This window comes from Delftia sp. ZNC0008 (assembly GCF_000799035.1).
In the GTDB taxonomy this organism is placed as follows: domain Bacteria; phylum Pseudomonadota; class Gammaproteobacteria; order Burkholderiales; family Burkholderiaceae_C; genus Comamonas; species Comamonas tsuruhatensis.
Genome location: NZ_JTKZ01000193.1, coordinates 1 through 25578, shown reverse-complemented (window position 1 = coordinate 25578; position 25578 = coordinate 1). Strand labels below are relative to the sequence as shown.

Annotated in this window: 18 protein-coding genes; 9 read left to right on the top strand and 9 right to left on the bottom strand. The window is 65.6% G+C overall.

Features of this window, described 5'->3' with window-relative positions:
* The first annotated feature begins 178 nt into the window (after positions 1 to 178).
* Together hchA and L995_RS06435 are read left to right on the top strand one after the other, a co-directional pair.
* Positions 179 to 1027, top strand: a complete 849-nt coding sequence (gene hchA / locus L995_RS06440; RefSeq protein WP_047470309.1) for a glyoxalase III HchA — start codon at positions 179 to 181, stop codon at positions 1025 to 1027.
* Between the two features lie 230 nt (positions 1028 to 1257).
* Positions 1258 to 1782 (top strand): AAA family ATPase, encoded by a 525-nt coding sequence (locus L995_RS06435; protein WP_047470306.1) that lies wholly within the window; start codon positions 1258 to 1260, stop codon positions 1780 to 1782.
* 324 nt (positions 1783 to 2106) lie between these two features.
* On the opposite strand, the gene L995_RS06430 is transcribed toward L995_RS06435, so the two are convergent.
* Positions 2107 to 3000: a LysR family transcriptional regulator gene (locus L995_RS06430; protein ID WP_047470304.1), complete on the bottom strand. Its 894-nt coding sequence runs from the start codon at positions 2998 to 3000 to the stop codon at positions 2107 to 2109.
* 136 nt (positions 3001 to 3136) lie between these two features.
* Here L995_RS06430 and L995_RS06425 point away from each other — a divergent pair, with 136 nt between their 5' ends.
* The 6 genes from L995_RS06425 to L995_RS06400 all read left to right on the top strand — a co-directional run bounded on the left by L995_RS06425 (position 3137) and on the right by L995_RS06400 (position 9222).
* A complete protein-coding gene (locus L995_RS06425; RefSeq protein ID WP_047470300.1) occupies positions 3137 to 4129 on the top strand; it encodes a TerC family protein in 993 nt (330 codons plus the stop codon).
* 292 nt (positions 4130 to 4421) lie between these two features.
* Positions 4422 to 4994 carry a DUF3455 domain-containing protein gene (locus L995_RS06420; RefSeq protein ID WP_052195760.1) on the top strand — a complete coding sequence of 191 codons (573 nt, stop codon included), beginning with the start codon at positions 4422 to 4424 and terminating at the stop codon, positions 4992 to 4994.
* 65 nt (positions 4995 to 5059) lie between these two features.
* The gene (locus tag L995_RS06415; protein ID WP_047470297.1) at positions 5060 to 5638 is read left to right on the top strand and encodes a sigma-70 family RNA polymerase sigma factor; all 579 of its coding nucleotides are present in this window, start codon (positions 5060 to 5062) and stop codon (positions 5636 to 5638) included.
* Positions 5635 to 6381, top strand: coding sequence for an anti-sigma factor (locus L995_RS06410; protein ID WP_047470292.1), 747 nt, complete (start codon positions 5635 to 5637; stop codon positions 6379 to 6381). Before L995_RS06415 ends, L995_RS06410 begins: the two co-directional genes overlap by 4 nt.
* A gap of 117 nt (positions 6382 to 6498) precedes the next feature.
* On the top strand, positions 6499 to 7464 hold the full coding sequence (locus L995_RS06405) for a helix-turn-helix transcriptional regulator (protein WP_082001501.1): 966 nt from the start codon (positions 6499 to 6501) through the stop codon (positions 7462 to 7464).
* A 132-nt stretch (positions 7465 to 7596) separates the two neighbouring features.
* On the top strand, positions 7597 to 9222 hold the full coding sequence (locus L995_RS06400; protein WP_047470287.1) for a tannase/feruloyl esterase family alpha/beta hydrolase: 1626 nt from the start codon (positions 7597 to 7599) through the stop codon (positions 9220 to 9222).
* Positions 9223 to 9302: 80 nt separating this feature from the next.
* On the opposite strand, the gene paoC is transcribed toward L995_RS06400, so the two are convergent.
* From paoC to L995_RS06360, 8 genes are all read right to left on the bottom strand, one after another.
* Positions 9303 to 11561 carry an aldehyde oxidoreductase molybdenum-binding subunit PaoC gene (gene paoC / locus L995_RS06395; RefSeq protein ID WP_047470284.1) on the bottom strand — a complete coding sequence of 753 codons (2259 nt, stop codon included), beginning with the start codon at positions 11559 to 11561 and terminating at the stop codon, positions 9303 to 9305.
* 4 nt (positions 11562 to 11565) lie between these two features.
* Entirely contained in the window at positions 11566 to 12516 is a 951-nt protein-coding gene (locus L995_RS06390) for an FAD binding domain-containing protein (protein ID WP_047470282.1), read from the bottom strand.
* Complete coding sequence (paoA, locus tag L995_RS06385; RefSeq protein ID WP_047470280.1) at positions 12513 to 13157, bottom strand: aldehyde dehydrogenase iron-sulfur subunit PaoA; 645 nt, start codon at positions 13155 to 13157, stop codon at positions 12513 to 12515. The genes L995_RS06390 and paoA overlap by 4 nt, the downstream gene beginning before the upstream one ends.
* A gap of 246 nt (positions 13158 to 13403) precedes the next feature.
* Complete coding sequence (locus L995_RS06380; protein ID WP_231574375.1) at positions 13404 to 18959, bottom strand: DNA repair ATPase; 5556 nt, start codon at positions 18957 to 18959, stop codon at positions 13404 to 13406.
* Between the two features lie 177 nt (positions 18960 to 19136).
* Positions 19137 to 21212 (bottom strand): hypothetical protein, encoded by a 2076-nt coding sequence (locus L995_RS06375; protein WP_047470273.1) that lies wholly within the window; start codon positions 21210 to 21212, stop codon positions 19137 to 19139.
* Between the two features lie 131 nt (positions 21213 to 21343).
* Positions 21344 to 22012, bottom strand: coding sequence for a hypothetical protein (locus L995_RS06370; RefSeq protein WP_016446961.1), 669 nt, complete (start codon positions 22010 to 22012; stop codon positions 21344 to 21346).
* A 75-nt stretch (positions 22013 to 22087) separates the two neighbouring features.
* The gene (locus L995_RS06365) at positions 22088 to 22798 is read right to left on the bottom strand and encodes a PspA/IM30 family protein (RefSeq protein ID WP_047470329.1); all 711 of its coding nucleotides are present in this window, start codon (positions 22796 to 22798) and stop codon (positions 22088 to 22090) included.
* Between the two features lie 40 nt (positions 22799 to 22838).
* The gene (locus tag L995_RS06360; protein ID WP_223275219.1) at positions 22839 to 23309 is read right to left on the bottom strand and encodes a YjfI family protein; all 471 of its coding nucleotides are present in this window, start codon (positions 23307 to 23309) and stop codon (positions 22839 to 22841) included.
* Between the two features lie 504 nt (positions 23310 to 23813).
* Here L995_RS06360 and L995_RS06355 point away from each other — a divergent pair.
* On the top strand, positions 23814 to 25578 hold a 1765-nt coding region (locus L995_RS06355; RefSeq protein ID WP_231574374.1), incomplete at its 3' end, for a sensor domain-containing diguanylate cyclase.

The window sequence follows — 25578 nt, the reverse complement described above, 5'->3', positions numbered from 1 at the left end:
GGATGACATGGGCTCAGTCGGGAACATCGAACAGATGCAGGGCACCCGCAGATCCTGTCCAGTAGCTATAAGCGGAGCATCGACTTTGTCTGCACTGCATTGACGGAAATGCCTCACTGCCACAGGATTTTTGCTGCAGCATCGTAGGGCCTTCCGCAACCTACCCGAGAGGTACCCCATGGCTGAACAAGCGACCCAGGACAAGCAACCTCAACCTGATCCGGCCGAGTTCAATGCGTTCTTTCCATCCCGCTACTCGCTCAGTCAGTTCACCTCGCCTAAGTCCGACTTGCGGGATGCTGACTACGCGACCACCTATCAAGGAAGGAAGAAGATCCTGATGATCGGCGCGGACGAGCGCTACCTGCTGACCGACAACGGCAGCTTCTTTTCCACCGGCAACCATCCGGTCGAAACCTTGCTGCCCATGTACCACCTCGACAAGGCAGGCTTCGCCTTCGACGTGGCAACGGTTTCGGGAAACCCCGTCAAGTTCGAGTTCTGGGCCATGCCCTCCGAAGACGAGACGGTCAAGGGCTTCTTCGACAAGTACCACCCGCAGTTCAAGCAGCCGTTGCGCCTGTCATCTGTGCTTGCGCAGGGCCTGGAGCAATATGCAGCCATCTTCGTGCCTGGCGGGCATGGCGCACTGATCGGCCTGCCCGACAGCCGTGACGTGGGGGCGGTGCTGGAATGGGCGGCCACCCACAAACGGTTCGTCATCTCCCTGTGCCACGGCCCTGCCGCATTCCTCGCGGTTGGCGACAGCGACATTTACCGTGGCTACAAGATATGTGCCTTCCCCGACGCGCTCGATGCGCAGACCCCCGACATCGGCTACATGCCGGGTCACCTGACCTGGAAGTTCGGCGAAAGGCTCAAGGCCTTGGGCATTGAGATCGTGAACGATGGCATCTCGGGCGCCGTGCACCGGGACAGGCAGCTCATTACGGGCGACAGCCCGCTGGCTGGCAATGCGCTCGGCAAGCTTGCTGCCGAAACCTTGCTCGCGGAAGTCACGGCCTGACGTGACCGTTTCCGTTGGGTGTTGTCAGCCGCAATCAGGCCGCTTGGCACGCTCTGGTCTTGCCTGCATGGCGGCTCACACGGCGGGCCGCGCCTGAAGAGAATGAACAGCACCAGCCACGCCGCGCACTGGCGCAAGGGCTCGGCACTGCGACAGTCGCAGCCTGCCAGGAGCTAGCAGTGGAGGCCGCGTCATAATCTCGTCCGTTTCTTAATTGGTGACCGTCAAGCATGTCTCGAGTTCATTTGATCGAAGGCCCGGTAGGGGCTGGCAAATCCACCTTCGGCGCGGCTCTGGCTGCAAGCAGCAACGGCGTGCACATCCCGCTCGACGAGTGGTTTGCGACGCTGTTCAGCGCAGACCGCCCGGGCGGCGATTTTGTGCCTTGGTATGTTGAGCGAAAGGAACGGTTGCTGGGTCTGATATGGAACCACAGCCGCAGAATACTGGCGTCGGGTCGAGACGTTGTGCTCGAACTTGGCCTGATCCAGCAGCAACCAAGAATCCAGTTCTGTCGAATGATCACGAACGAAGGATTTCCGCCTCACCTCCATGTCCTCGACGCGCCCTTGGAAATTCGTCGTGCGCGTGTTCAGCGCAGGAATGAAGAGCGAGGTCCCACGTTTTCCATGGTCGTACCGGACCATGTCTTCGAGATGGCGAGCAAGCTTTGGGAGTCTCCCGACGAATTCGAATGCGAAGAGCTCGAGGTGAGCTTCGTCACGGAGGGGGCGAACGCGTCGTTTGACCTCTGAGCAAGCCGGCCAGCACGCGTCTTGAAAGACTGTTATCGGGCCAGGCGAAGGTCGGCTCAGGGTCGAGAGCCGTCGTCTGGTTGTCTCCACTGAACGTCGGCAATCAGCCTGAAGCCGTCGGCCGCATCCGGCTAGAAACCCGTTGGCAAGGGTCATCTGCGGCCTCTAGGTGCTCAGTCTTAAAAGTTAACATTTGCGCAGGAATCGCTCGGTCAATACATCGGTGATTATCGTGAGTCGGTTCGCGGCGAGGCGCTAGAGCTCCAGCAAGCCTGAACCTGTTACGCCACCGCCTGCCGAACGGTCGTCCGATTTGTCGGCGACTCAGTCGACGGCTCCGGTCGCCGCGACGGCCATAATTTTCTGCACCAGCGGATGATGCTGGCCGCGCCGAGAGCGAATGGCGTGGATCTCTTCCTTCACGCCATCGGCGCTTCCCAACAGTCTCAGGCCCCGCATCACCCCGATGCCGGCGGCGCCCAGGCGGCTTACCGGGAATACGCCCAGCCCTCGCGCAGCGAAGACAGCGAGCAGTGCGCTGTCCTCGAACTCTCCAACGATGCGCGGTCGCAGGCCCTGGGTCATGAACCAGTGCTCCAGCGTCGTGCGCAAGGCCGAGTGACCGGTCGGAAGCAGCACGGGTAGGTCATTCAGGCTGTACGGAAACCGATCGCGCTCGGTTTTGCCCACAATGCTCGCGGGACCATACCATTCGACCGACACATCTACCAGCCGTTCGCTAGACAAGCGCAAATTGGGGTTACGTGGTGCGGCCTGCCCGGCAAGCACCAAGTCCAGGTGGTGCAACGCGAGCTCACCCAGCAGTTGTTCGAATTCGCCTTCGTGACAGACGAGGCGAAGGTTGGTGGTTGTCAGCACCGGCTCCAGCAGCGCGTGAGCGGCGAGCTTGGAGATGCCGTCGGAGAATCCCACCGCGAGACGCGCCACCTTGCCGTTAGCCGCTTCACGCACCTCCTCAGGAATGACCTGGCCAAGCTGGAAGATCTCCTCGGCGCGTGCGAAGGCGGCCTGGCCCGCTTCAGTGAGCGCCACGCCACGGCCCGAGGGTTTGAGCAGCTCATGACCCAATGCCTTCTCCAACTCGCGTACCTGAGCGCTGATGGTCTGCACCGCCATGTCGAGCCGCTCGGCTGCCCTGGCGAAGCCACCTGCTTTGGCCACAACCCAGAAGTAATGCAGATGGCGGTAGTTCAGCATGCGTGCTCCAGTGCGGAAAAACCGAATCTTAGGTGCGAATAACTCTGGTTTGTTCAAACGAAGACCATCCCTAAACTCCAGCCATTCCATTACACCTTCACCAATGCATCAGACCGTCGTTCACTGAAAGAGCAAAATGGAACTTATCACTCCCTTCCTCACGTCCGACTTCATGGGCAAGCCGGTATGGGTCTGGCTGACCTTCGTCGGTATCGTCGTAGCGCTGCTGGCATTCGACCTAGGTGTGCTGCACAAGGACGATCAGGAGATCGGCGTGCGCGAGAGCCTGCTGCTGTCGGCCGGCTACATCAGCGTAGCGCTGGTCTTCGGTGCCTGGGTGTGGTGGTACCTGGGAGCTCAGAGCGGCATGGACTACTACACCGGCTTCATGATCGAGAAGTCGCTGTCGATGGACAACGTGTTTGTGATTGCGCTGATCTTCAGCTTCTTCGCGATCCCGCGGCAGTACCAGCACCGTGTGCTGTTTTGGGGCATCTTGGGCGTGATCGTGCTGCGCGCCATCATGATCGCTCTGGGCGCAACGCTGGTCAGTCAGTTCAGCTGGGTTCTGTACTTGTTCGGTGCATTCCTGATCTTCACGGGCATCAAGATGTGGATCATTGCCGACCACATGCCCGACATCGCGAACAACCCGCTGCTGAAGTTCCTGAAGCGGCACATGCGCGTTACCGACGGCCTGCGCGGCAACGCCTTCTGGGTACGTATAAAGGATCCCGAAACTGGCCGGCTTGAGCGCTTCGCGACCCCACTGTTTCTCGCCCTGGTGCTGGTAGAGTTTGTCGATCTGATCTTTGCGGTCGACTCGGTGCCGGCGATCTTCGCGATCACGACTGACCCGTTCATCGTCTATACCAGCAACATCTTCGCCATCCTAGGCCTGCGCGCGCTGTACTTTGCGCTGGCGGCGATGATCCATCGCTTCAAGTACCTGAAGTACGCGCTGGCTCTGGTGCTGGTCTTTATTGGCAGCAAGATTTTCCTAGTGGGCATCATTGGAAAGATCCCGGCAATGATCTCGTTAAGCGTGACTTTCGGGCTAATAGCAGGGGGCGTCCTCGTCTCGCTGTGGAAGACGCGCGGCAAGCAGGCCGCAGCGGAGGTCCGGTGACGATTCCGATTTGGCAGCGGCTGCGCGATGCAGCCGCTGTCCTCAGAGGCCAACTGGGTCGGATTGGCGCGGCAGGCAGAAGAACTGCGAGCGAGCTGGCTTCAGCCGTAGTGCGAATCAAGTAAGGGCCATCAATCACGAGCAGCGGCTGGTCAAAGATCACCCTCACCCTCTTTCTCGAAAATATTTTTGCATGGGGTGCATCCAAACGATGCGATGGCGGGTAGTACCAGCAGCAGCCCAAAAAATGCGCTGCTTCAGTCCCCTTCACAAAACTGTTTGGAGAATTGCAATGTTGACCTCTCGTTCCGCACCCCGCACCGCCGCCGTTTCTTTCGCTGTAGCCACAGCGGCCCTGCTCACTGCCTGTGGCTCGATGCACAAGCAGGCCAGCACTTTCTCCCAGGCATCGCTGCCCGCCCCCATACAGGTTCCTGCAGGGAACAAGGTTGCGTGGGAAACCGTAGGCAGCGGTGACATCACCTACGAGTGCCGCGACAAGGCCAACGCGCCTGGCCAGACGGAATGGGTCTTTGTAGGACCCGATGCTGTACTGAAGGACCGCATGGGCAAACAAGTGGGCCGCTACTACGGTCCCCCCGCAACCTGGGAGGCCAACGACGGCTCCAAACTCACCGCCACCCAGCTGGCTGTGGCGCCGTCCGGCGCAGGCAATCTGCCTTACCAGCTGGTGAAGGCAAACCCGGCCATGGGCAGCGGCGCGCTGGAGGGTGTGAGCTACATCCAGCGCGTGGCGCTCCAGGGCGGAGTGGCGCCGGCTGACAAGCCCTGCATGGCTGCCAACAAGGGCCAGAAGACCACCGTGAAGTACCAGGCCGACTACATCTTCTGGAAGCCCATGTAAGAGCCGGCAGCGGCGCGGATACACTGGACGAAGGATTTCCCGCAACGCCCCCTTCGCTCCATTTCGTGCCGCCCGCTGCCTCCCAGAACAACGAAGCTTTCGACCATGACGCAGCATTGCATGCATGTGCACGCGGCGAACGCGATGCTTTGCAGCGGATTTATGAGGCCGAGGCGCGCTTTCTCCTGGGCGTGGCACTGCGCATCGTCGGCGATCGCACCGCTGCGGAAGACGTGCTTCACGATGCGTTTGTCTCCATCTGGAACCGCTCATCCACCTTCGACGGCAATCGCGGAAGTGGTCGAGGGTGGATCTACAGCGTGGTGCGGCACGCCGCCCTCAACCGTGTACGGGATGGCGCACGCGAAACCGTGCTGGATGAAACTGCCCATGAAGCGCATGACGCCCAGGCCGCACTTTCGGCCTGGAAGGAAGGCGGCAGTGAATGGGAGCGGCAGGCGACGCTGGGTCGTCTTGGCGATTGCCTCGACCGGCTGGAGCCCGAGCGCCGCGCCTGCCTGTTGCACGCCTACGTGGACGGCTGCAGCCACAGCGAAATTGCGGCGCGTGTGCAGGCGCCGCTTGGTACGGTCAAGGCCTGGGTTCAACGCGGACTGCGTGCCCTGAGAGAGTGCATGCAATGAGCGGCGACACCCACCCAAATCCCTCAGAGTCGACGGATGGCGGCTCCCCGGACGATCTCCAGATGCAGGCTGGCGAGTACGTGTTGGGCACCCTCAATGCAGCCCAGCGCCGCTCCATCGAATCCCGTCTGCCCTACGAGCCTGCGTTGCGCATGGCCGTGCAGGCATGGGAGCAACGGCTCCTGCCGCTGGTTCAGCTGGCTCCCCCCGCCGAGCCCTCCGCAACGCTGTGGCAGCGCATCGCGGCCAGCGTCAAGCCGGCCCGGCCAGCGGTCCACGCACAGCATGGTGCCTGGTGGCACTGGAATAGCCTCGCCCTTTGGCGCGGCTTGGCGGGTGGCGGCTTTGCCGCTGCAGCACTGCTCGCGGCTGTGCTGGTGGTGCGAGAGGCATCACCGCCGGCTGCCCCGCGCTACTTCGTCGTGCTGGCAGCGCCGCAGAATCAGGCCCCCGGGTGGGTGGTCCAGGCCCAGTCTGAAGGCCGTCTGCGCCTTGTGCCACTGGGTAAGGATGCCATTCCGGCGGAAAAATCCCTGCAGTTCTGGACCAAGGCCGACGGCTGGAAAGCGCCGGTGTCCCTGGGTCTGGTCAAACCGGGCGAAGCCATCGAAGTGCCGGTTGACCAGTTGCCGCCTCTGCAGCCGAATCAGCTTTTCGAGCTCACCCTGGAGCCAGAAGGCGGCTCACCGAGCGGACGCCCGACAGGGCCCATTCAGTTCATCGGCAGGGCCGTACAGATCTGAGGCATCGTGACCAGAAGAGGCTTGGATGCCTTGCAACAATGCTGATGGCTCACCCTACAAATCGTGAATGCACAAGAATTACTGCCCTTGCGCGCGCTCAGCGCCAGTCTCTTGCAAATGGCAGGTTTGAGCCGTACCGCACCGCCGCAGCGCTTGCTGCTGCAATGCCTGGAGCTGCTGCGAAGCACGCTGGTGGACTTCGACACAGCGTGGTGGGGCGAGGTATCGGCCAGCCAGGGAGATGCACCACCGCGCAACTGGCTGCACGGCAGCATCGGACTGGCCAGGACGTTTGCAGCGGAGTGGAATGCACTGGCGGTGGTAGACCCGTTCGCGCGGCAGTCCATGGATTGCCTCGGTGAAGTGTTGCGCTCGAGTGGCGACGACATGCCGCAAGATGCCGACCCTCCGGAGCTGTTGCAGTTTTGCAAGCGCCACGATCTCTACCATTGCATGGCCATCACGGTGGCCATGCCGCGCAGCGGGTTGATGTTCTTCGCATGCCTGTACCGGGGTCCCGGGCGCGAGGATTTCACGGACACGGAGGCAGCACTGTTCGGCGAATTCGTGCCGCACCTGCTCGGTCACTGGCAGTACCGGCTGGAGCAGTTGCAGACAGCGCCTGCACAGAATGGGCCGTGGGACGGATATGCCCTGGCCGCGGCCGACGGCTCCCTGCTCTTCGTCGGCCTGCGCGTGGGCCAGGCCCTGGCGGCGGCGTTCCCAGGATGGTCGGGCACCTGTCTTCCGCCGGCTATGCTGGCAGCCCTCCCCGCCACCCTGCCCGCAAGCCTGCAGCTGGCCGGCATTGGCGGCATGGGCGGCAAGGCATGCCGCCTGCGCCTGTCGGCCTGCGGGCCCCTGATGTCCATCAGCCTGCCGTCGCCCCACGCCGGCCCGCAGCCGCTGGCTCCTCGCGAATTGAGTACCGCCACGCTGTATGCGCACGGCCGGTCGTACAAGGAAATCGCCTCCTCCCTGGGCCTGTCGCCCGCCACGGTGCGCACCTACCTGCGCAGCGCCTACACGCAACTGGGCGTGAAGAACAAGGTGGAACTGATCGCCGCGCTGCACCTCCAATAGCTGGCGCGAATCGCCTTGGTGGTTTCCCTTCTCCTCTGCATTTGCAGGGGCCGTGCCGCGCCGGCCGGCCTCTATCGTTGCGCCCCGGAGCCCGAAGGCTCCGTATCCAAGCAACAACAGGAGACGCATCCCATGTTTTTCACCCCATCGCCCGAAGGTACGCCCGGCGGTCGCCCCTGCCTGCTCGCTGCCGCCATGGGCACGCTGACCGCCCTGACGCTCGGCGGCTGCGGTGGCGGCGGCGACAAAATTCCCGCCGCCAGCCAGCCTCTTGCACAGGCGTGCCCCGCCTACCGCACGGCCAACCTGCCCCACGGTGCCACGATCACGCGCACGGAACTGCGTGCCGCACAGGGCTTGCTGCCCGAGGTATGCATCGTGCGCGGAGAAATCGTCTCCTCGCCACAGTCCACCATTCACTGGGCTGTGGAACTGCCCGCAGGCGGGACGTGGAACACCAAGACACTGACGATCGGTGGCGGCGGATTCGATGGATTCATCCCCACCGACGACCCCTGGTACCAGCACATCGTCGGCCCCTCGGCCCACACCTATGTGAAGATGAGTTCCGACTCGGGCCACGTGGCGCCCGGTTTTGCCTGGGGTGCCAGCGATGTCGCGCTGCGCAACCATGCTTTCGATGCCAATCACTTTGTGCTCGAAGTGGGCACGGCCATTGCCACCGATTTCTATGGCAAGCGGCCTGCCCGCCGCTACCACATCGGACACTCCAACGGAGGACGCTCCGCACTGGCAGCCACCCAAAACTACCCCAGGGACTACGACGGCGTGATCGCCATGGAGCCCGCGATGAGCCAGCAGGCGCATCAGATCAACCTGGGTCCGACACTGCTGCGCCACGTTTTCTCGAAGCCCGAAAACTGGTTGAGCCCGGCAAAGATCGCCCTGTACGCCAAGGCCGAGGCACAGGCCTGCGATGACCTCGACGGTCTCAAGGACGGCATCATCGGCAATGTGGCCGCCTGCAACTACGTGCCAACGGACCTGCTGTGCACCGGCGCCGACAACGACAGCTGCCTCACTGCGGGGCAGATCGAATCGGTACGGCTGATCTATGCGCAGAAAGACGTGCCGGTGACCGTGTCGCAAGGCGCGCGCGGCTATCCCGGCTATGGGCGCGGGGGCGCGGCGACCTCTGATTGGGAGGCTTACGTGTTCGGCCCCAGCTTCGCGGCGCGGGACTCGTTCAACTACATGGCAGCCCAGGCCGCCGCACGCCTGGTGGAAGGCAATCCTAATGCCGACCTGCTGGCCCATGACCCCACGCAGTACCAGTCCCAGTACCTGCGCCTGGCCAACATGATCGACGCGAACAATCCCGATCTCTCCGCCTTCGCGGACAACGGCGGCAAGCTGCTCGTCTGGTATGGCATGGGCGACACCTGCGTCTCGGTCTACCGCACGGCGGATTACCTGGATAGCGTGCGAACGCGCCTGGGCGCCAGCAAGGTGCAGGGTTTTGCGCGCATGCTCAGTTCGCCCTCCATAGGACACAACCTCGACGGCCCGGGCACCGACCCGGTGAGCATTGATCTGCTGGCCGCAATGGACGCCTGGGTGGAGCGTGGCACTGCGCCCGACAGGCTTGTGGCCACCCGCTACGAGCCCGCCAACGCAGGCACTGGCACCAGGCGGCCGGTGCTGCAGCGGCCCGTGTGCGAATACCCGAAGTTCCCACGCTACGATGGCCGGGGCGACCCAGCCAAGGCGGAAAGCTTCAGTTGCTCCGCAGCGTGACAGTGCCGGCAGCCTGCACCAGAAGCTTGGGCGTCCAGCTCGGAGAAAAGTAGACGCTGAACCTCAGGTGCAGTGCCCTCTCATGCCAGCCTCCCCAGTCCTGCCAGCAGCTTGTCCAGCGTGATCGGGTAATCGCGCACCCGCACGCCAGTGGCGTTGTAGATGGCGTTGGCAATGGCCGCGCTCACGCCGCAGATGCCCAGCTCGCCCACACCCTTGGCTTTCATGGGCGAGGCCATGGGATCGACCTCGTCCAGAAAGATCACTTCCTGGTGCGGGATGTCGGCATGCACGGGCACCTCATAGCCCGCCAGGTCGTGGTTGACGAACAAGCCCAGGCGCGTGTCCACGGCCAGCTCCTCCATCAGGGCAGCGCCCACGCCCATGGTCATGGCGCCGATGACCTGGCTGCGGGCCGTCTTGGGATTGAGGATGCGGCCGGCCGCGCAAACGGCCAGCATGCGGCGCACGCGGACCTCGGCGGTGAATGCGTCCACGGCGACCTCCACGAAGTGGGCGCCAAAGGTGGACTGCTGCATCTTCTTGTCGAGCACGCCGAATTCGATGGCATCCTCGGCCGTCAGGTCGCCGTCGCCGTCGCCGACAGCGCTGGCCAGAGCCCGGCGCTTGCCGCCCGCCTGCACATGCCCATCCGCGAATTCGGCCGTCGCCGGGTCCATACCCAGCTGGCGCGCCACGGCCTCGCGCAGCTTCACGCAGGCGGCATAGACGCCGGAGGTGGCACTGGCCGCACCCCATTGCCCGCCCGAACCGGCAGACACGGGAAAGCCGGAGTCGCCCAGCCGCACGCGCACCTGCTGCAGCGGCAGGCCCAGCATCTCGGCCGCCGTTTGGGCAATGATGGTGTAGCTGCCCGTGCCGATGTCGGTCATGTCGGTTTCCACGGTGAGCATGCCCTGCCTGTCCAGGCGCACGCGGGCGGCGGACTTCATGACAGGGGCGCCTCGGTAGGCGCCGGCCATGCCCAGGCCGATCAGCCAGCGCCCTTCGCGTCGTTGGGACGGCTGGGGATTGCGCTGGCTCCATCCGAACCGCTCGGCGCCCGTGCGCAGGCACTGCACGAACTCACGGCGGGAAAACGGCTTGTGCTCCTGGGCAGGGGTGCCCTCCTTCGCCTTGGGTTGCGGCTTCTTGCCGCTGTCCGGCACCACCTGGGTGTCGTTGCGGATGCGCAGCTCCACGGGATCGATGCCGAGCTTTTCCGCCAGCTCGTCCATGGCAACCTCCAGGGCCATGTGCCCCGTGGCTTCGCCGGGGGCGCGCATGGCATTGGCCTCGGGCAGGTCCAGCACGGCCAGGCGGGTGGCGGTCATGCGATGGGTGCCGGCATACATGCGGCGGGTCTGGTCCACGGCACCGTCCGCCGATCCTCCGGGCTGGTCGCCCGACCAGCTTTCGTGGCCGATGGCGGCGATCCTGCCGTCCTGCCCTGCCGCGATGCGCACACGCTGGATGGTGGCCGGGCGGTGCGTGGTGTTGTTGGCCATCAGCGTGCGCTGCAGTGCGACCTTGACGGGCCGGCCTGCCGCGCGGGCCCCCATCGCGGCCAGCAGTGCATCGGCCCGCAGGAACAGCTTGCCGCCAAAACCGCCGCCAATGAATGGCGAGACCAGGCGCACCTTGTCCTTGGGAATGCCCAGCGTCTTTGCCAGCTCGCCCTGCCCCCAGGCAATCATCTGGTTCGAGGTCCATACCGTGAGCTGGTCGCCCTTCCATGCGGCCAGCGTGGCATGGGGCTCCATCATGGCGTGCGACTGGTCTGGCGTGGTGTATGTGGCGTCCACCTTCACGGCGGCCGAAGCGAAGGCGCCTTCGAAATCGCCAATGGCCGTGTCCGGCGCATCGCCATTGATGCTGTCGGGTGGCACGGCGGAGTCCTTGGCCTTGGCCAGGTCATAGGCGCCGTTCACCGGCTCGTAGTCCACCTGCACCAATTGCGCCGCGGCACGCGCCTGCTCGAAGGTCTCCGCCACCACCAGTGCCACGACCTGGTGGTAGTGGGCCACCTGGGGGCCTGCCAGCAGCGGCGCAGTGTTCATCTTGCCCTGGCCCAGCTTGCCAGCGTTCTGTGCGGTGACGATGGCGAGCACGCCGGGCGCGCGGCTTGCCTGCGCCAGCCCGATGCTGCGGATGCGGCCCTTGGCGATGGCCGAGCCCACCACATAGCCATAGGCCGGGTGCTGGACCACGTCATGCCGTTCATAGGCATACGGCGCCGTGCCGGTGGTCTTGAGCAGGCCGTCGATGCGGTTCATCGGCTGGCCGATAGTCTTTAGCTGGTCAATGGGGTTGACCGTTGCGGGGGTGTCGAATTTCATGGCGTCAGTTCCTGGCCTGGTCCAGCACGGAGGCAAGCGTGCGCTCGGCCAGCGTGAGTTTGAAGGCGTTGTCGTGCGTGGGCCGGGCGCCTGCCAGCAGGCGGTCGGCAACGGCCTTGGCGCCCTGCGGCATCAACGCTTCGGCCGCCTCCACTCGCCAGGGCTTGTGCGCCACGCCGCCCAGGGCCACGCGCCCGCTGCCGTCGCGCTGCACGATGGCGGCCACCGACACCAGCGCAAAGGCATAGGAGGCACGGTCACGCACCTTGTGATAGATGTGCGTGCCGCCCGGCGGCGGCGGCAGGGTGACGGAGGTGATCAGTTCGCCGGCCTGCAAGGCCGTCTCTACATGCGGCGTGCTGCCGGGCAGCCGGTGGAAGTCGGCAATGGGGATGACGCGGGCCTTGCCGTCGGCCTGGACGGTTTCCACCGTGGCGTCCAGCGCGCGCAGCGCCACGGCCATGTCGCTGGGATGGGTGGCAATGCAGGCCTCGCTGCCGCCGATCACCGCATGCTGGCGGCTCACGCCGGCAATGGCCGAACAGCCGCTGCCCGGCACGCGCTTGTTGCACGGCATATTGGTGTCGTAGAAATACGGGCAGCGCGTGCGCTGCAGCAGATTGCCGCCTGTGGTGGCCATGTTGCGCAGTTGGCCCGAGGCACCGGCCACCAGGGCGCGGGTCAGCACGCCGTAGTCACGCCGCACGCGCGCATGGGCGGCCAGGTCGCTGTTGCGCACCAGCGCGCCTATGCGCAGCCCGCCCTGCGCGGTGGGCTCCACGGTATCCATGCCGGTGCCGTTGACATCGACCAGATGCACGGGGGTTTCTATCTGCAGCTTCATCAGGTCCAGCAGATTCGTGCCCCCGGCGATGAAGCGGGCGCCCGGCCGGGCCGCCACGGCGGCGGCAGCCTGCGCGGGGGACTGGGCGCGTTCGTAGGTGAAGGCAATCATGTCCGCCCCTCCCCTGCCACTTCGGTGATTGCATCGACGATGTTGGAATATGCCCCGCAGCGGCACAGGTTGCCGCTCATGCGTTCACGCAGTTCATGGGCCGACACCAGGGGCTGGGCAACGATGTCTTCGCTGGCATGGCTGGGCATGCCTTGCCGGATCTCGTCGAGCATGCCCACGGCAGAGCAGATCTGCCCCGGCGTGCAGTAGCCGCACTGGAAACCGTCGTGCCGCACGAAGGCGGCCTGCATGGCGTGCGGGGATTGCGGCGTGCCCAGGCCTTCGATGGTGGTCACGGCGGCGCCCTGGTTCATCACGGCCAGGCTCAGGCAGGACACCACCCGCCGGCCATTCACCAGCACCGTGCAGGCCCCGCACTGGCCATGGTCGCAGCCTTTCTTGGTGCCGGTCAGGTGCAGATGCTCGCGCAAGGCGTCGAGCAGCGTGGTGCGGGTGTCCAGGTCCAGGCGGTGTTCCTGGCCGTTCACCTGCAGGGTGACGGGCAGTTGGACCCCTTCGGGGATGGAGGGAGGCTGCACTTGCGCGCCGGCCGATCGAGGCACGGCCGTTGCCGCAGCCGTGGAGGCACCTGCAATCAGCAGGTCCCTGCGCGAAACGGAAAGCTGGGAGTTGTGTTCCATGGGGCGTCCATCGTGTTGGCTCTTCGTGGGGCGTGCACACTGCTGCGAACACGCCACTCCAAGCATCGGTTCGGGACGCGCCCCGGGTTGTAGGTGATGGTCCAACGTCCGGGACATCGGGTTGTCCGATGACGGATCAGCGCATGCAGACGTGCGAGGGCCCCCGGCCCATGCAAAGGCAGCGCCAGCAAGGCGCCCCAGCCTTTGCCGATGGGCCCTCCCCCGGCCCCGGCCCCGGCGCTGCGCCTAGGCCGCAGGCGGCATGTCGCCGCGCTGCATGCGCTCGAAGGCCTTGTCGATTTCCTCGGAGCGTATGGCGCCCGCAGCCGGCACGGGACGGCCCGCGCGCTGGGCGTCGATCTGCTCCTGCATGCGCGTGGCCACCTGCATCAGCACGCGGTGCAGGCCCAGCTGCTGTCGGCGGGCCTGGTCCAGGTGCGTGACCACGGGTTCCAGGGACTGGGCCAGCGACCGGGTCAGCAGTTGGCCCAGCATGTGGACCAGGGCCTGACGGTCCTGGGCGGCCTGCACCTCCGACGGGGTGCCGGCCTGGGTGCTGGCGGGCTCGCTGGCCGCCCTTTGCGCCATCAGCTCGCGTATGCCGTGCAGCGAGTCGCCTGCGGCGCTTTGCGTCTGCAGCAGCCGGGCCAGCAGTGCCTGCAGCGCTTGCAGGAGCTGGGACTGTTCAGCGGCGCCTTCCTGCATCGCCTGCTGCTGGGGCTGGGCCACCGACTGGGCCACCTCGCGCGTGGCGGCGACCAGATCGACCAGCTGCGCCGTCACGCGCGTGGCGGCGTCGGCATTGGCGCCGCCTGCGGCCTGGCGGCGCAGGAACTGCTGGCGTATCTGCTGCCAGCGGGCGCTGTCCTCGTCGCTCATCTGCCCGCGCAGCTCGGCGAGCTTGAGCAGGTTCTCCTCGGCGCCCGTGGTCAGCATCTGCGCTTCGCCCTGGTAGTGGTCGGCCAGCATCTGCTGCATTTCCTGGTCGTTCATCACCGGGGTGATTTTTTCGGCCAGCTTGTTCATGTTGCGGTAGCTGCCCTGCAGCCTGAAGGCCGGCTCGGTGCGGTAGCCGTCGTCCTGCGCGGCGCTCTGGATGTACTGCTGGTTGACCTTGAACACCAGCTCGCGCACCTGCACCATGCGGGCCAGCACGGCCTCGATCTCGCGCAGTTCGGCCGATGAATAGTCGTGCGACAGCGCGTTGCCCGAGACATCCCTGCCCTGCGCCTTGTCCAGCAGCAGGTACAGGTCCTGCAAGCTGCGCGTGGCCATCGGCGCCAGCACGGCGTTCGAGGTCATGCTGTTTTCGATATAGCTGAGCTTGAACACCTCCTGCATGCCGCCCAGCACATCGCCCAGGTTGTAGATGTCGGCACGGTTGGCCAGCATGTCGGGGATCTTGAAGACCTCGCCCGACTCGGTGTACGGATTGCCCGACATGACCACGCAAAAGCGCTTGCCGCGCATGTCGTGGGTGCGGGTCTGGCCCTTCCACACGCCCTCGATGCGGCGCGTGCCGTCCGACAGCGAGATGAATTTCTGCAGGAACTCGGGGTGCGTGTGCTGTATGTCGTCGATGTACAGCATCACGTTGTTGGCCATCTCCAGCGCCAGGTTGAGCTTTTCCAGCTCCTTGGCCGCCGTGGCGTCCGGCGCCTGGGCCGGGTCCAGCGAGCGCACCGAGTGGCCCAGCGCCGGGCCGTTGATCTTCATGAAGATCAGGCCCAGGCGGTTGGCCACGTACTCCATCAGCGTGGTCTTGCCGTAGCCGGGCGGCGAGATCATCATCAGCAGCCCCATCTGGTCCGTGCGCTTGTTCTCGCCAGCCACGCCGATCTGCTTGGCCAGGTTGTCGCCGATCACGGGCAGGTAGATCTCGTTGATGAGCCGGTTGCGCACAAAGGACGACAGCGGCCGGGCCTTGAATTCGTCCACCCGCACGCGCGAGCGCCAGTCCTGCAGCAGCTGCTGGCGCAGCGCCTGGTAGCGGCCGAATTCGGGGACAAAGCTGCGGAAATGGCGCGCGGCGCGCTGGCCCAGGTCGTCGATCTGCAGCCACATGCGGCCGTCCGCAATGCGCGGATGCTGGCCCAGCAGGCCCGGCACTTCATGGCGCAGGTCCACATTGCTGACCTTGCAGGGCAGTGGGCCGGCGCAGCACAGCCAGGCGGCGGCTTCGCCGCAATAGGCCAGCCAGGCCTGCCCTTGCCCGTCGTCCAGCGCGCGACAGGCGGTCTGCAGCCAGTGCAGCGCGCTGCGCCAGCGCTGGTCCAGCGGCGCCAAAGGCTTGTCGTGCCGGTCCTCGCCCTGCCAGTAGGCCTGCATTTCCTCCCAGCGCTGCAGCGGCTGGGCCTGCTGCTGCACGGCGGCCTGCAGTGCGGCAATGGCCGACTGGCTGTAGCTGGAGAAGGAAAAGCGCACGGCCTTTTGCGCCAGCTCGGCCTGCAGATAGTCGGCGGCGCCGTGGATGAGGCTGTCGATATCGCTGTCTGCGGACGCCGCCTGTCCTGGCAGCAGGTCGCGCAGCAGGCCCCGCTCGTCGGCATAGGCGCGCAGGCGCTCGGAAATGTCGGCGCGCAGGCTCAGCTGCTCGGCCTCGCTGCCGAACATCTGCTGCATGGCCTGGGCCTGCTGGGCGCGCAGCGGCCACTGCGCCATGGCGGCAGCCAGCTGCGGCTGCTGCACCTGGGCATGTGCGCTCCAGAACAGCAGGGCCAGCGCACGGGCGTGGGGCGCAAAGCGCAGCACGCCGGCGGCATCGCGCAGGGGCAGCAGTACCTGCAGGATGCGGGCCGCATCATGGTCGTGGATACCGCGCTCATAGCCTTCGCGGTAGCGCGGCGCGGAGAATTCGCGGATGGCCTGGGTCAGTGCCGCCTCGTCGGGCAGCAACTGGGCCAGCCGGGCCTCGCTCCAGCCGTCGCGGCGCTGGCGTGCGGCCTGCACCACTTCCAGGGCCAGGTATTCACCGCGATAGAAGTCTGCCGATTCGGCCGGCGTGGAGGCATCCCAGTAGGCCTGCAAAGCGGCCAGCTCGGGATTGTCCACGGGCTCGAAATACTCGGTGCCGACCAGGTGCAGGAACAGTGCGCCGTTGCGCGGCAGCAGGGTCAGGTCCAGTTCCTGGTTGCCCACGCTGAAGCGGTGGCGGCCCAGGCGGATGATGGCGCCGCCGCCTTCGTACAGCTCGCTGCGGTCCTGCAGCGCGCGAAACGCCTGGTCGCGCAGGTTCTTGACGCGGCCGTCGATATCGTCGGCCTTGACCGGGTCGTGCAGTTGCTCTCGCAGGCGCTGGGACAACTCCTTGAGCTTGCCGATCAGCGGATCGCCTGCAAAGAAAGCATGCAGCGCGTCGGCACTGGCCAGTTTCTCGGTGCGCTTGGGCAGGCTCTGCACGATGCGCAGGGCCGCGTCCAGCACGCCTTGCGCCTTGCGCTGGCGCTCGTCCTGCAGCGACTGGCGGCGCGCCTCGAAGCTCTCCAGCACCTCCTCGCGCTTGGCCATGATGTCGCCAAGGAACTGCTCGTGCTCACCGAAGCGGCTTTCGATTTCCTCCAGCTGCACCAGCAGACGCGCCAGCTGCTCGTCGCATTTCTCGGGCGTCTGCGCCAGGCCCAGGGCACTGACGATGCTTTGCGAGAACAGCGCCAGCTGGGCCGCGAACTGGGCCACGTTCTCGGCGCCACCCAGGCCCGACCGCCGCTGCTCGGCGCGTGCACGCACCTGGTTCAGGCGCGCGTAGACGGCCGAGATGCGGTCCACCACCTGGGTGCGCTGCGTGGCGTCGTCGATGGACAGGCTGCCCATCAGCTCGGACAGCATGTCCAGCGCGGCCGCCATGTCGGTCATGCGCGCCAGCGGCTCGTTGATCTGCGCCACCGTGGCTGCCGCCTGCGCAGCCTGGTCCAGCGCCTGCAGCTGATCGGCATAGGGCTGCATGGCCTCGTCGGTGGCAATGAAGGCGGCCGTGCGCTGGGAGACATCGGCCTGGGCCTCGTTGACGCCCTGCACCATGGTGTCGATGGCGGCCTGGTCCACATAGCGCAGGTCGCGCGTGGCCATGAGCTGGCCGCGCAGCTGGCCCAGCTGGGTGAGCGCATCCACGTATTCGCCAATGCCCTTCCAGTCCGCCAGGCGCAACTGCTTGAGCAACCGGCCATGGCGGCCGGACACCTCGCCCATGGCCTTGGCCGAGGCATTGCGGATGCTCTCGACCTTTTCGTACTCGTCGATGACCGCATCACCCGTGGCGACGATGCCCAGCAGGGTCTCGTGCACCCCCTTGAGCTGCGGCGCGCCCAGCCAGTGGTAGCGCTCGAACAGGCGGCGCGCGGCGTCGATCAGGCGCTCGTAGCGCGGCAGCGAGACCTCGGTGGCCGCGATTTCCTTGCACACGCTGTATAGGTCCGAGATGCCGCTGACCAGCTCGGCATTGCCGATGCGGCCCAGGAAGCTGTCGCGCTGCGGCTGGCGCGCCGCGTAGTCGTCCGAGGCGAAGGGCGTGCGCCAGACCTGCATGGGGTGCACGCGCGAGGCTTCGTTGCTCTCGGCCGCGAAGATGACGATGCGCCCGTCGTCCATGCGCGCATGGCCGTGGCCGATGATGGGCGGCTGCAGGGCGCGCTCGATCAGGTTGTACTTGAACAGCGCCATGCGCCCGCTCTCGGGCTCGTAGAACACGTAGAGCACGTCCTCGCCGTTGGGCGACCGGATGCTGCGCCGGTAGCGCATGCCCTGCATGTTCTGCTCGAACGAGCGGTTCTCCCCGCTTTGCAGGTAGTAGCCGCCCGGGAAGATGATGCCGTGGTCCTGCGGCAGCTGGATGCAGGCCGCGCCGATGGCATCCATGCGCAGCACCTGGCGGGAGACGGTGTTGAAGATCAGGTAGCGCCACTGCTCTTCGCGGTAGGGCAGGATCTTCAGCAGGATCAGGCTGCCGACGGCGGCGTACTCGAACACGGCGTCGTCCAGCGACTGGTTCTTCTCCTGCACGGGCTCGCTGTAGATGCCCAGTCCGTCGTTGGTGTTGTTCTCGACCTTGATGGTCAGCGTGCCGCCCAGGGTCTCGACGAAGACCTTGTCCAGCACGTTGATGTGCGGGTGGCGCCCCTGCACGAGTTGCTCGCGCCCGGCGCGCTGCCATTCGAAGTCATGGGGCGCAGGCAGTTCGATGTCGCGCTCGCCGCGGTTGTCTATGTAGCGTATGGGCTGGCCGTCCACGGGCACGGACCAGCGGAACACGCGCACATCGGACAGGCGCTCGCCGATCTGGAAGCTCGCCAGCAGCTTGCCGTCGCGCACGGCCAGCTGCATCAGCCGCGTGTTCTTGTAGTAGGCGTACAGCTCCTGGAAGTCCTGCACGAAGCTCTGTATGCCCAGGAAACTGTCCTTGAGGTCCACGGGAGTGACTTCGTAGCCCTGCTCTCCCTCGTGCAGGCGGTACAGGCCGAACACGTCTTCCACGCGCGTGGACTGCTTCAGGCCCATGAAGACGTTGTAGCCGAACAGCAGGTAGCCGCCGACCTGGGCGATGTCGCGGCCCAGGCAGTTGTTTTCGGTGCGCACGCGCATGCGCCCGATGACTTCCATCTGGCTGCGGCCGAATTCCTCCAGCCGCTCCTCGTTGAGCTGGCGCACCAGCGCCTCCAGCGCCTGCCCCTGGCCGTCCAGGCGCTTGGCCAGCACTTCGTAGGAGCCGCCGCTGGCGACTGCCTGGTCCACGGCGGAGGCGGCAGTGTCGGGGGAGAGGGGCGGTGAGGACGGTGTGGACGGTGTGGACGATGGGGACGGTTGGGACATGGGCGTCACGGGCTTTCGCGTGTCAGGGACCATTCACGCCTTTCCCCGCCGGCCGGCAGACGGGCGGGCAGGCAGGCGAAGACGAAGGCGGATGCGGGAGGGATGCGGGAGGCTGGGCAGCCGGCGGAGGGAGCGGCCGGGCGGCCGCCCCGTTCAGTCGGCCGTTGAATCGACCGTTCAGTCGACCCTCTGCGTGGGCGGCAGGCCCTTGCCGTCGCCCAGCGCGTTGAGCAGCGATGCGCCGTCCTTGCCGCTGAGGAACTTGCCGATCAGGTCCTGCACGATGGGGCTCTTGCCCGCCACGCCTTCCACGGCCTTGCCCACGGACAGCGCCTTGGCGAAGTTGTCGAAGAAAGCGCCCTCGCCCCCCACGATGTCGATGTTGGCCTTGCTGAGCGCGGCCGACAGCACCTCGGACTGGTCCTTGGCCACGCTCTTGTTGGCTTCGATGGCGGCCAGCGCCTGCTCGAAGTTCTTCTCCAGCTGCATGCGGAACTCCTCATGCGAGCGCGCCTGGTCGGACAGCGAGGCCAGCGCGGTGAACTTTTCGGTCAGGCCCTTGGCCTCGGCGAAGAGCTTGTCGCGCAGCACATCGGCCTCGGACGTGCCCACGTCGCGGGTGACCAAGGCCTTGGTCGCGCCCACCTGGGCCTCGCCGCGCGCCTGGGCCAGCAGGCGCTCTTCCAGCACCTTGGCATCGGCCAGGCCCTGCTTTTCGTTGGCGTCGGCCGTGGCCTCGATGACGCGCGCCTCGGCCAGGCCCTTTTCCTGCTGGCCCTTGGCCTCGGCCATCATCTTCTCGGCGATCACCCTGGCCTGCGCCAGGCCTTCCTTTTCCAGGGCGGCGGCCGTGACTTCGCGCACCTTGGCATCGGCCAGGCCGGGCGCGGCGCGCTCGACCTCGATGGCCTCGGCCAGCTTCTTCTTGGCCTCGGCGGTCTTGCTGGCCGCTTCCAGCTCGGCCTGGGCCATGGTCGTGACTTCCACGGCCTTGTGGCGCGAGGCGGCCTCTTCGGCCTCCGCCTTCTTGACCTGGCGCACCAGGTCTTCCTCGGCCTGGGCCTGGGCAGTCAGCACGGTGACCTGCTTCATGCGCTCGGCCTCGGAGACCACGCGCACTTCCTTGATGCGTTCCTCTTCCTGGGCCACGGACTTTTCCACCACCACGCGCTCGCGCACCACGTTGGCGATGTTGGCCTTCTCGACCTCGATGGCCTTTTCCTTCTCGATGCGCTGCAGCTCCACCTCGCGCTGGCGGGCCACGATCTCCAGCTCCCTGGCGCGCGTGACCTTCTCGACCTCGATCACCACCGCACGCTCACGGTTTTGCTGGGCCACAGCCACTTCGCGCTGGCGATTTTCCTCGCGGATGTCCAGCTGCTCCTGGGTCTGGATGCGGGCCTGCTCGGCCTTCAGGCGCTCTTCTTCCTGCACCTTCTGGGTCTCGGCCTGCTCGCGCGCCTGGATGGTGGCGATCTCGCGCTTTTGGCGGGCCTCGGCGTCGGCCTGCTGGCGCTCCAGCGCCAGCATGGCTTCCTTGGTCTCCACGTTCTTCTTGGTGATGGCCAGGTCGGAGTTGCGCTCGAGCTCGTTGGTGACGATGTTCTGGTTGGCCGTCAGCTCGGTGATCTTGCGGATGCCTTCGGCATCCAGGATGTTGTTGGGGTCCAGCGAGGACTTGGGAGTCTGCTCCAGATAGTCGATGGCCACGTCCTCCAGCACATAGCCGTTGAGGTCGTTGCCGATGACATGGATGATCTGGTCGCGGAAATCCTGGCGGTTCTCGAACAGCTTCACGAACTCGATCTGCTTGCCCACGGTCTTGAGCGCCTCGGAGAACTTGGCGTTGAACAGGTCGTTGACGGCCGTCTTGTCCGAGGCCCGGTCCACGCCGATGGCCTTGGCCACCTTGAGCACGTCCTCGGCCGTTTCATTGACCCGCAGGTAGAAGGCCACGGTGATGTCGGCGCGCATGTTGTCGCGGCAGATCAGGCCTTCCTTGCCGCGCCGGTCGATCTCCAGCGTCAGCAGCGAGATCTGCATGAATTCCTTCTTGTGGATCACCGGCAGCACCAGGCCGCCCGTGAACTTGACCTTGGGCTGCGAGGTGGTGTCGTTGATGATCAGTGCCGTGCCCTGCGGGACCTTGATGTAGAAGGCCTTGACCAGGGCGAACAGCCCGAGGATGACGACGAAGACGGAACCGATCACCACCCCGGCGACGATGTACCACTCCATGTTGCTCATGTTCATGCGAATCTCCCCTGTGAATTGCTATCTGTGAAAACGCTGAAAAACGCAAAGGCCGCGCCCGCCGCACGGGCGCCCGGGCCAATGGGAATCAATGGGAACGAATAGGAAGGAATTCCTGGAAATTCCTGGAGCTAGCGCGGCAGCTCGGTGCCGTCGAACTCGGCCTTGCTGACCACGCGCCAGGCGTTGTGCTCGGGCAGGTGCTCGATGAGCACGATCTCGGTGCCCCGGCCCAGTGCGCGCTCGGGCGAGCGCATCTGCACGTTCAGGCCGGCGCCGCCGTCCTCCACGCTGCCGTAGCCCTGCGTGCCGTCCACCACGGCGCTGCGCACCAGGCCGGTGCGGCCCAGCAGCACCTTGGGCTCCTCTGCAGGCGCCACCTTGTTGACGATGCCCCGCAGCGGGCGCAGCACCAGCACCGTGGCGGCAAAGCCCAGCACGGCAGCCGCCACGGCCACCAAGGTGCCGGTCAGCAGGTTCACCAGGGTCCAGCCCTGGGGCATGGGCACGAAATGGCACAGCACATAGGAAGCCAGCCAGGACAGCAGGAACAGCGCGGTGAGGATGACCGTGAGCGGAATGCCGCCCAGGCCCACCTTGAGCAGCAGCCCGGCCAGCGCGCTGGCCGAGTGCTCCACGCCGTGCGCATGGTCGCTGCCGTCGAACAGCACCCAGTGGTCCAGCGAGTCCACCTCCAGCAGGCCCAGCATGGCGATCAGCCAGTACAGCAGCATGAACAGCAGCAAGGCGCCGAAGATGAAGGTCGGAAAGCCGAACGCGTATTGCAGGAATGCAGACATGTTTTATCTCCTCCCTTCAAACCCGGCAGCCAGGACGGCGGGCACGACGCGGCCTGCCCGGACCACGGCCGCGCATCAAGCGCTTTTTCCGCCAGCGGCTGCGCGCTGCGCCTTCAGGCGTTCCAGCACCGATTGCGCATTGCCCGCCTGGGGCGTGATGCCGGCGGCACGCAGCTTGGCATCCAGCGCGTCTTCGCTGTTGTCGCGCGCCAGCTCGGCCGCGCTTTCCATGCGCGCACCGCGCTCGGCCTGCTTTTGCTTGATGCGTTCCAGCGAATCCAGCGCGCTTTGCACGCGCGTCTGCGATCCTGCATAGCGGCCGGCCACCGTGGCCTGGGCGCGCTGCACGCTTTCCGTGGCCTTGACGGTGTCGGCCTGCTGCTTGAGACGCTTGATATGCGTCTGCGCCGTCTGTATGGCCACGCGCAGCTGCTCCACGCTTTGTGTGTAGGCGTCCAGCTGGGATTGCTCCTCGTCGCGCTGCGTCTCCAGCACGGAGACCTTGCCGGCCACTTCCAGCGCCAGCGCCTCGTCACTGGTGTCCAGCGCCTTGACGGCATAGCCCTCGTACTCGGCAATGCGTTCCTGGGTCTGCTTGAGCTTGCCGGCCGCCAGCTTTTGCTTGGCCATGATGTCGGCCAGCGCTTCCTTGGACTTGTTCAGGTCGCTGTCGGCATCGCGGATTTCCTGGTCCAGGATGCGCAGGGCCTGGCTGTCGGTCACCGCCTCGCCGGCCTCGTGCGCTGCGCCGCGCAACGCGGTCACCAGCTTGTTCCAGATGGTCATGATGATCTCCTTGGGGCTCAGTGTCTTCAACGGGCAGGCTTCAGGCCTGCACTGGCGCGGGCACCGGCGCAGGGGTCAGATAGTGAGCCAGCGCCTCGGTGGCCTGGATGACGCTGTCGGCCAGGGTGAGGATTTCGGCAATGATGTCGCCCTCGCTGCTGCTGGCATGCAGGGCGGCGAACATCACATAGCCCTCGCCGCCATGGGCCTGGGGTTCCAGCGCCATGGTGGTGAAGGGAAACAGCTTTTGCAGGCGCAGCATCTGCTCGTTGAGGCCGGCGCGGTCGTGCACCTGATCGGCAGGCCAGAGAAAGGCCTCCACCACCAGCTGGTCGCCCGACAGGGCCACGTGGACCGGCAGATCGCCGAATTCGGGCAGGCTGATGAGCAGACTGGCGTCCGCGCCTTCAAGCACCTCGATATGGAGCCGGCCGCCCTGCACCAGCGTTGATTGCTGCAGGTCGCCCGCCAAGGCGTGAATATCCCGATATGCCTGTCTGCTGTTGTCCATGCTGCCCTCCTTATGGATGAGAACCATTGAATCCGGTTGCAAGCCGGACACGCGCATTTGCTTTTCCAATTGCTGCAATGCAGCACCGTACTCTGGAAGAATCCAGACCTCCTTTTTCACCAGCCCCTGCTCGCGCAGCCGTTGCCGGTGCAGACGCTGGTAGTGGGCTGATGTCTTTTGTTCCATGCGGATACGATAGCGACCATTACATGTGATGTCTACATGTAATGAAGATCAATTTGTAAACGGATATGTAAAAGGAGTGCCGCAATGGAAGGCATTGCAGACGCACTGACCATGCCTTTGCGTTGCTGCAAATGCCCGTTCATTATTCATTTTTTCTACTGAAAATCATTTATCGACAATTTTTCCTATCACCCACAGAAGAGCTCCTGCACAGGGGGCGACCGCTGCCGCGAAAGGCTGCCGAGGCACTGCACAATGGCCGCTGTCGCAGGCAGACCCGGCCCTTGGCTGCCCGGCGCACGCTACGGAAACCTCTGCATGCCCGCCTTTCGGCTCTCACTTCGCACGGCAGTCACGGCCCCCTTCATTGCGGTGTTTGTGGTCACGGCCGGGCTATTGGCGGCTTGGCAGCAGCGCCAGGTGGACCAGCTCATCAATCGCGAAAGTCTGCGGCTGCTCGACTCCCTGTCCACCACCACGCGCCACCAATTGGCCGACTATCTGGAGACTCCGCTGCGCGTGCAGCAGGCCCTGGCCGAGACCGTGGCCCGGCAGGCGCTTTACACCCCCGGAGACCTGCGGCCCATCTATGGCTATCTGACACGCTCATTCACCGAGCTCTATGCCCAGCACCACCAGATCAGCCTGTTGAGCTTTGGAGGCGTGCAAGGCGAATACACGGGGGTGCGGCTGGAGCCCGATGGCCACTACCGCCTGATTCTTCAGGACCGCAGCACCCAGGGAACCTTGCAGATTTTCGAGGGACTGCAGCCGGGCCCGCCCATGTCCAGCCTTGCCGGCTACGACCCCCGCGTGCGTCCCTGGTACCAGCCCGCCATTCGCGAAGACGGCCCGCACTGGTCGCCCATCTACACGGTGACGGGGGACCGGGGTGATGCCACGATTTCCGCAGCCACTGCGGTGCGTGTGTCCGGCCAGTTGGCCGGCGTGCTGGCCGCCGATGTGCGGCTGAGCAGCATGAACCGCTTTCTGCGCGACGAGCCCCTGCGCGGCAATGGCCATATCGCCGTGGTCGATGCGCAGGGCTACATGGTGGCGCACTCCTCCGAGCTGTCGGTGCTGAAACGCCGCGAAGGCCCCTACGACCCGCCCGTGCGCCTGCGCCTGTCCGAAAGCCCCGACCTGGCGCTGCGCTCGCTGGCAGCCCGGCTTCCCGAGCACCTGCCCGGGCATGCGCGCGAGGGCTCGACGCCAGCCCGGACAGGCCCTGACCGTGTCATCAACCTGAGCTTCACGGAGCAGGGCCAGATCTACCACGGGCAGGTCACCCCCTTCCACGATGTGCGCGGCATCGACTGGCGGATCCTGGTGCTGCAGCCCGAGTCCGATCTGGTCAGCAGCATGCGGGAGGACAGCCGCCATACCCTTTTCCTGGCTGTCGGCCTGGCCTTGCTGGGGCTGGCGCTGGGCCTGTGGTGCCTGCGCAGGGCGCTGCGCCCCCTGGCCGTGACGGCCGACGCGGCCAACCGCCTGGCCCAGGGTGACTGGAGCGCGGTGAAGGCGCTGCCGGACACGTCCGTGGTGGAAACCTCGTCCCTGGTCTCGGCATTCCACAACATGGCGCAGCGGCTGCAGGAATCCTTCGAGCACATGCGCACCCTGCTGCAGTACGACAGCCTGACGCAGCTGCTCACGCGCGCCGGCCTGATCGAGCAGGCCGATGCGGCGGCAGCCGCCAACACGCCCTGCCCTGCCGCGCTGTGCCTGCTGGAGCTGCAGAATTTCCGCAGCGTCCGCGACGATGTGGGCCATGGCACGGGCGAGCAGTTGCTGCGGGCCGTGGCCGAGCGGCTGCGCAACCACCATCTGCAGTTTCCTGCCCTGCTGGCGCGCACGGCCAGCAACGAGTTCGCCATGCTGTGGCTGCATGACTGCACGCCGCAGCAGATGCAGGACAAATGCCGCCATCTGCTGGAGATCTTCGACCAGCCATTTTCCGTGGGCAAGGACGACATCGTGCTGCGCGCCTGCGCGGGCGCCGTCAGCGGCGAGCTGCTGCCGGGCGCGCTGCCCGAGTGGCTGCGCAACGCCAGCATTGCGCTGGGTGAGGCGCAGCGCAATG

Coding starts and splice junctions, on each gene's coding strand:
- hchA (WP_047470309.1), top strand. CDS start 179: ATGGCTGAACAAGCGACCCAGGACAAGCAACCTCAACCTGATCCGGCC.
- L995_RS06435 (WP_047470306.1), top strand. CDS start 1,258: ATGTCTCGAGTTCATTTGATCGAAGGCCCGGTAGGGGCTGGCAAATCC.
- L995_RS06430 (WP_047470304.1), bottom strand. CDS start 3,000: ATGCTGAACTACCGCCATCTGCATTACTTCTGGGTTGTGGCCAAAGCA.
- L995_RS06425 (WP_047470300.1), top strand. CDS start 3,137: ATGGAACTTATCACTCCCTTCCTCACGTCCGACTTCATGGGCAAGCCG.
- L995_RS06420 (WP_052195760.1), top strand. CDS start 4,422: ATGTTGACCTCTCGTTCCGCACCCCGCACCGCCGCCGTTTCTTTCGCT.
- L995_RS06410 (WP_047470292.1), top strand. CDS start 5,635: ATGAGCGGCGACACCCACCCAAATCCCTCAGAGTCGACGGATGGCGGC.
- L995_RS06405 (WP_082001501.1), top strand. CDS start 6,499: ATGGCAGGTTTGAGCCGTACCGCACCGCCGCAGCGCTTGCTGCTGCAA.
- L995_RS06400 (WP_047470287.1), top strand. CDS start 7,597: ATGTTTTTCACCCCATCGCCCGAAGGTACGCCCGGCGGTCGCCCCTGC.
- paoC (WP_047470284.1), bottom strand. CDS start 11,561: ATGAAATTCGACACCCCCGCAACGGTCAACCCCATTGACCAGCTAAAG.
- L995_RS06390 (WP_047470282.1), bottom strand. CDS start 12,516: ATGATTGCCTTCACCTACGAACGCGCCCAGTCCCCCGCGCAGGCTGCC.
- paoA (WP_047470280.1), bottom strand. CDS start 13,157: ATGGAACACAACTCCCAGCTTTCCGTTTCGCGCAGGGACCTGCTGATT.
- L995_RS06380 (WP_231574375.1), bottom strand. CDS start 18,959: ATGTCCCAACCGTCCCCATCGTCCACACCGTCCACACCGTCCTCACCG.
- L995_RS06375 (WP_047470273.1), bottom strand. CDS start 21,212: ATGAACATGAGCAACATGGAGTGGTACATCGTCGCCGGGGTGGTGATC.
- L995_RS06370 (WP_016446961.1), bottom strand. CDS start 22,012: ATGTCTGCATTCCTGCAATACGCGTTCGGCTTTCCGACCTTCATCTTC.
- L995_RS06365 (WP_047470329.1), bottom strand. CDS start 22,798: ATGACCATCTGGAACAAGCTGGTGACCGCGTTGCGCGGCGCAGCGCAC.
- L995_RS06360 (WP_223275219.1), bottom strand. CDS start 23,309: ATGGACAACAGCAGACAGGCATATCGGGATATTCACGCCTTGGCGGGC.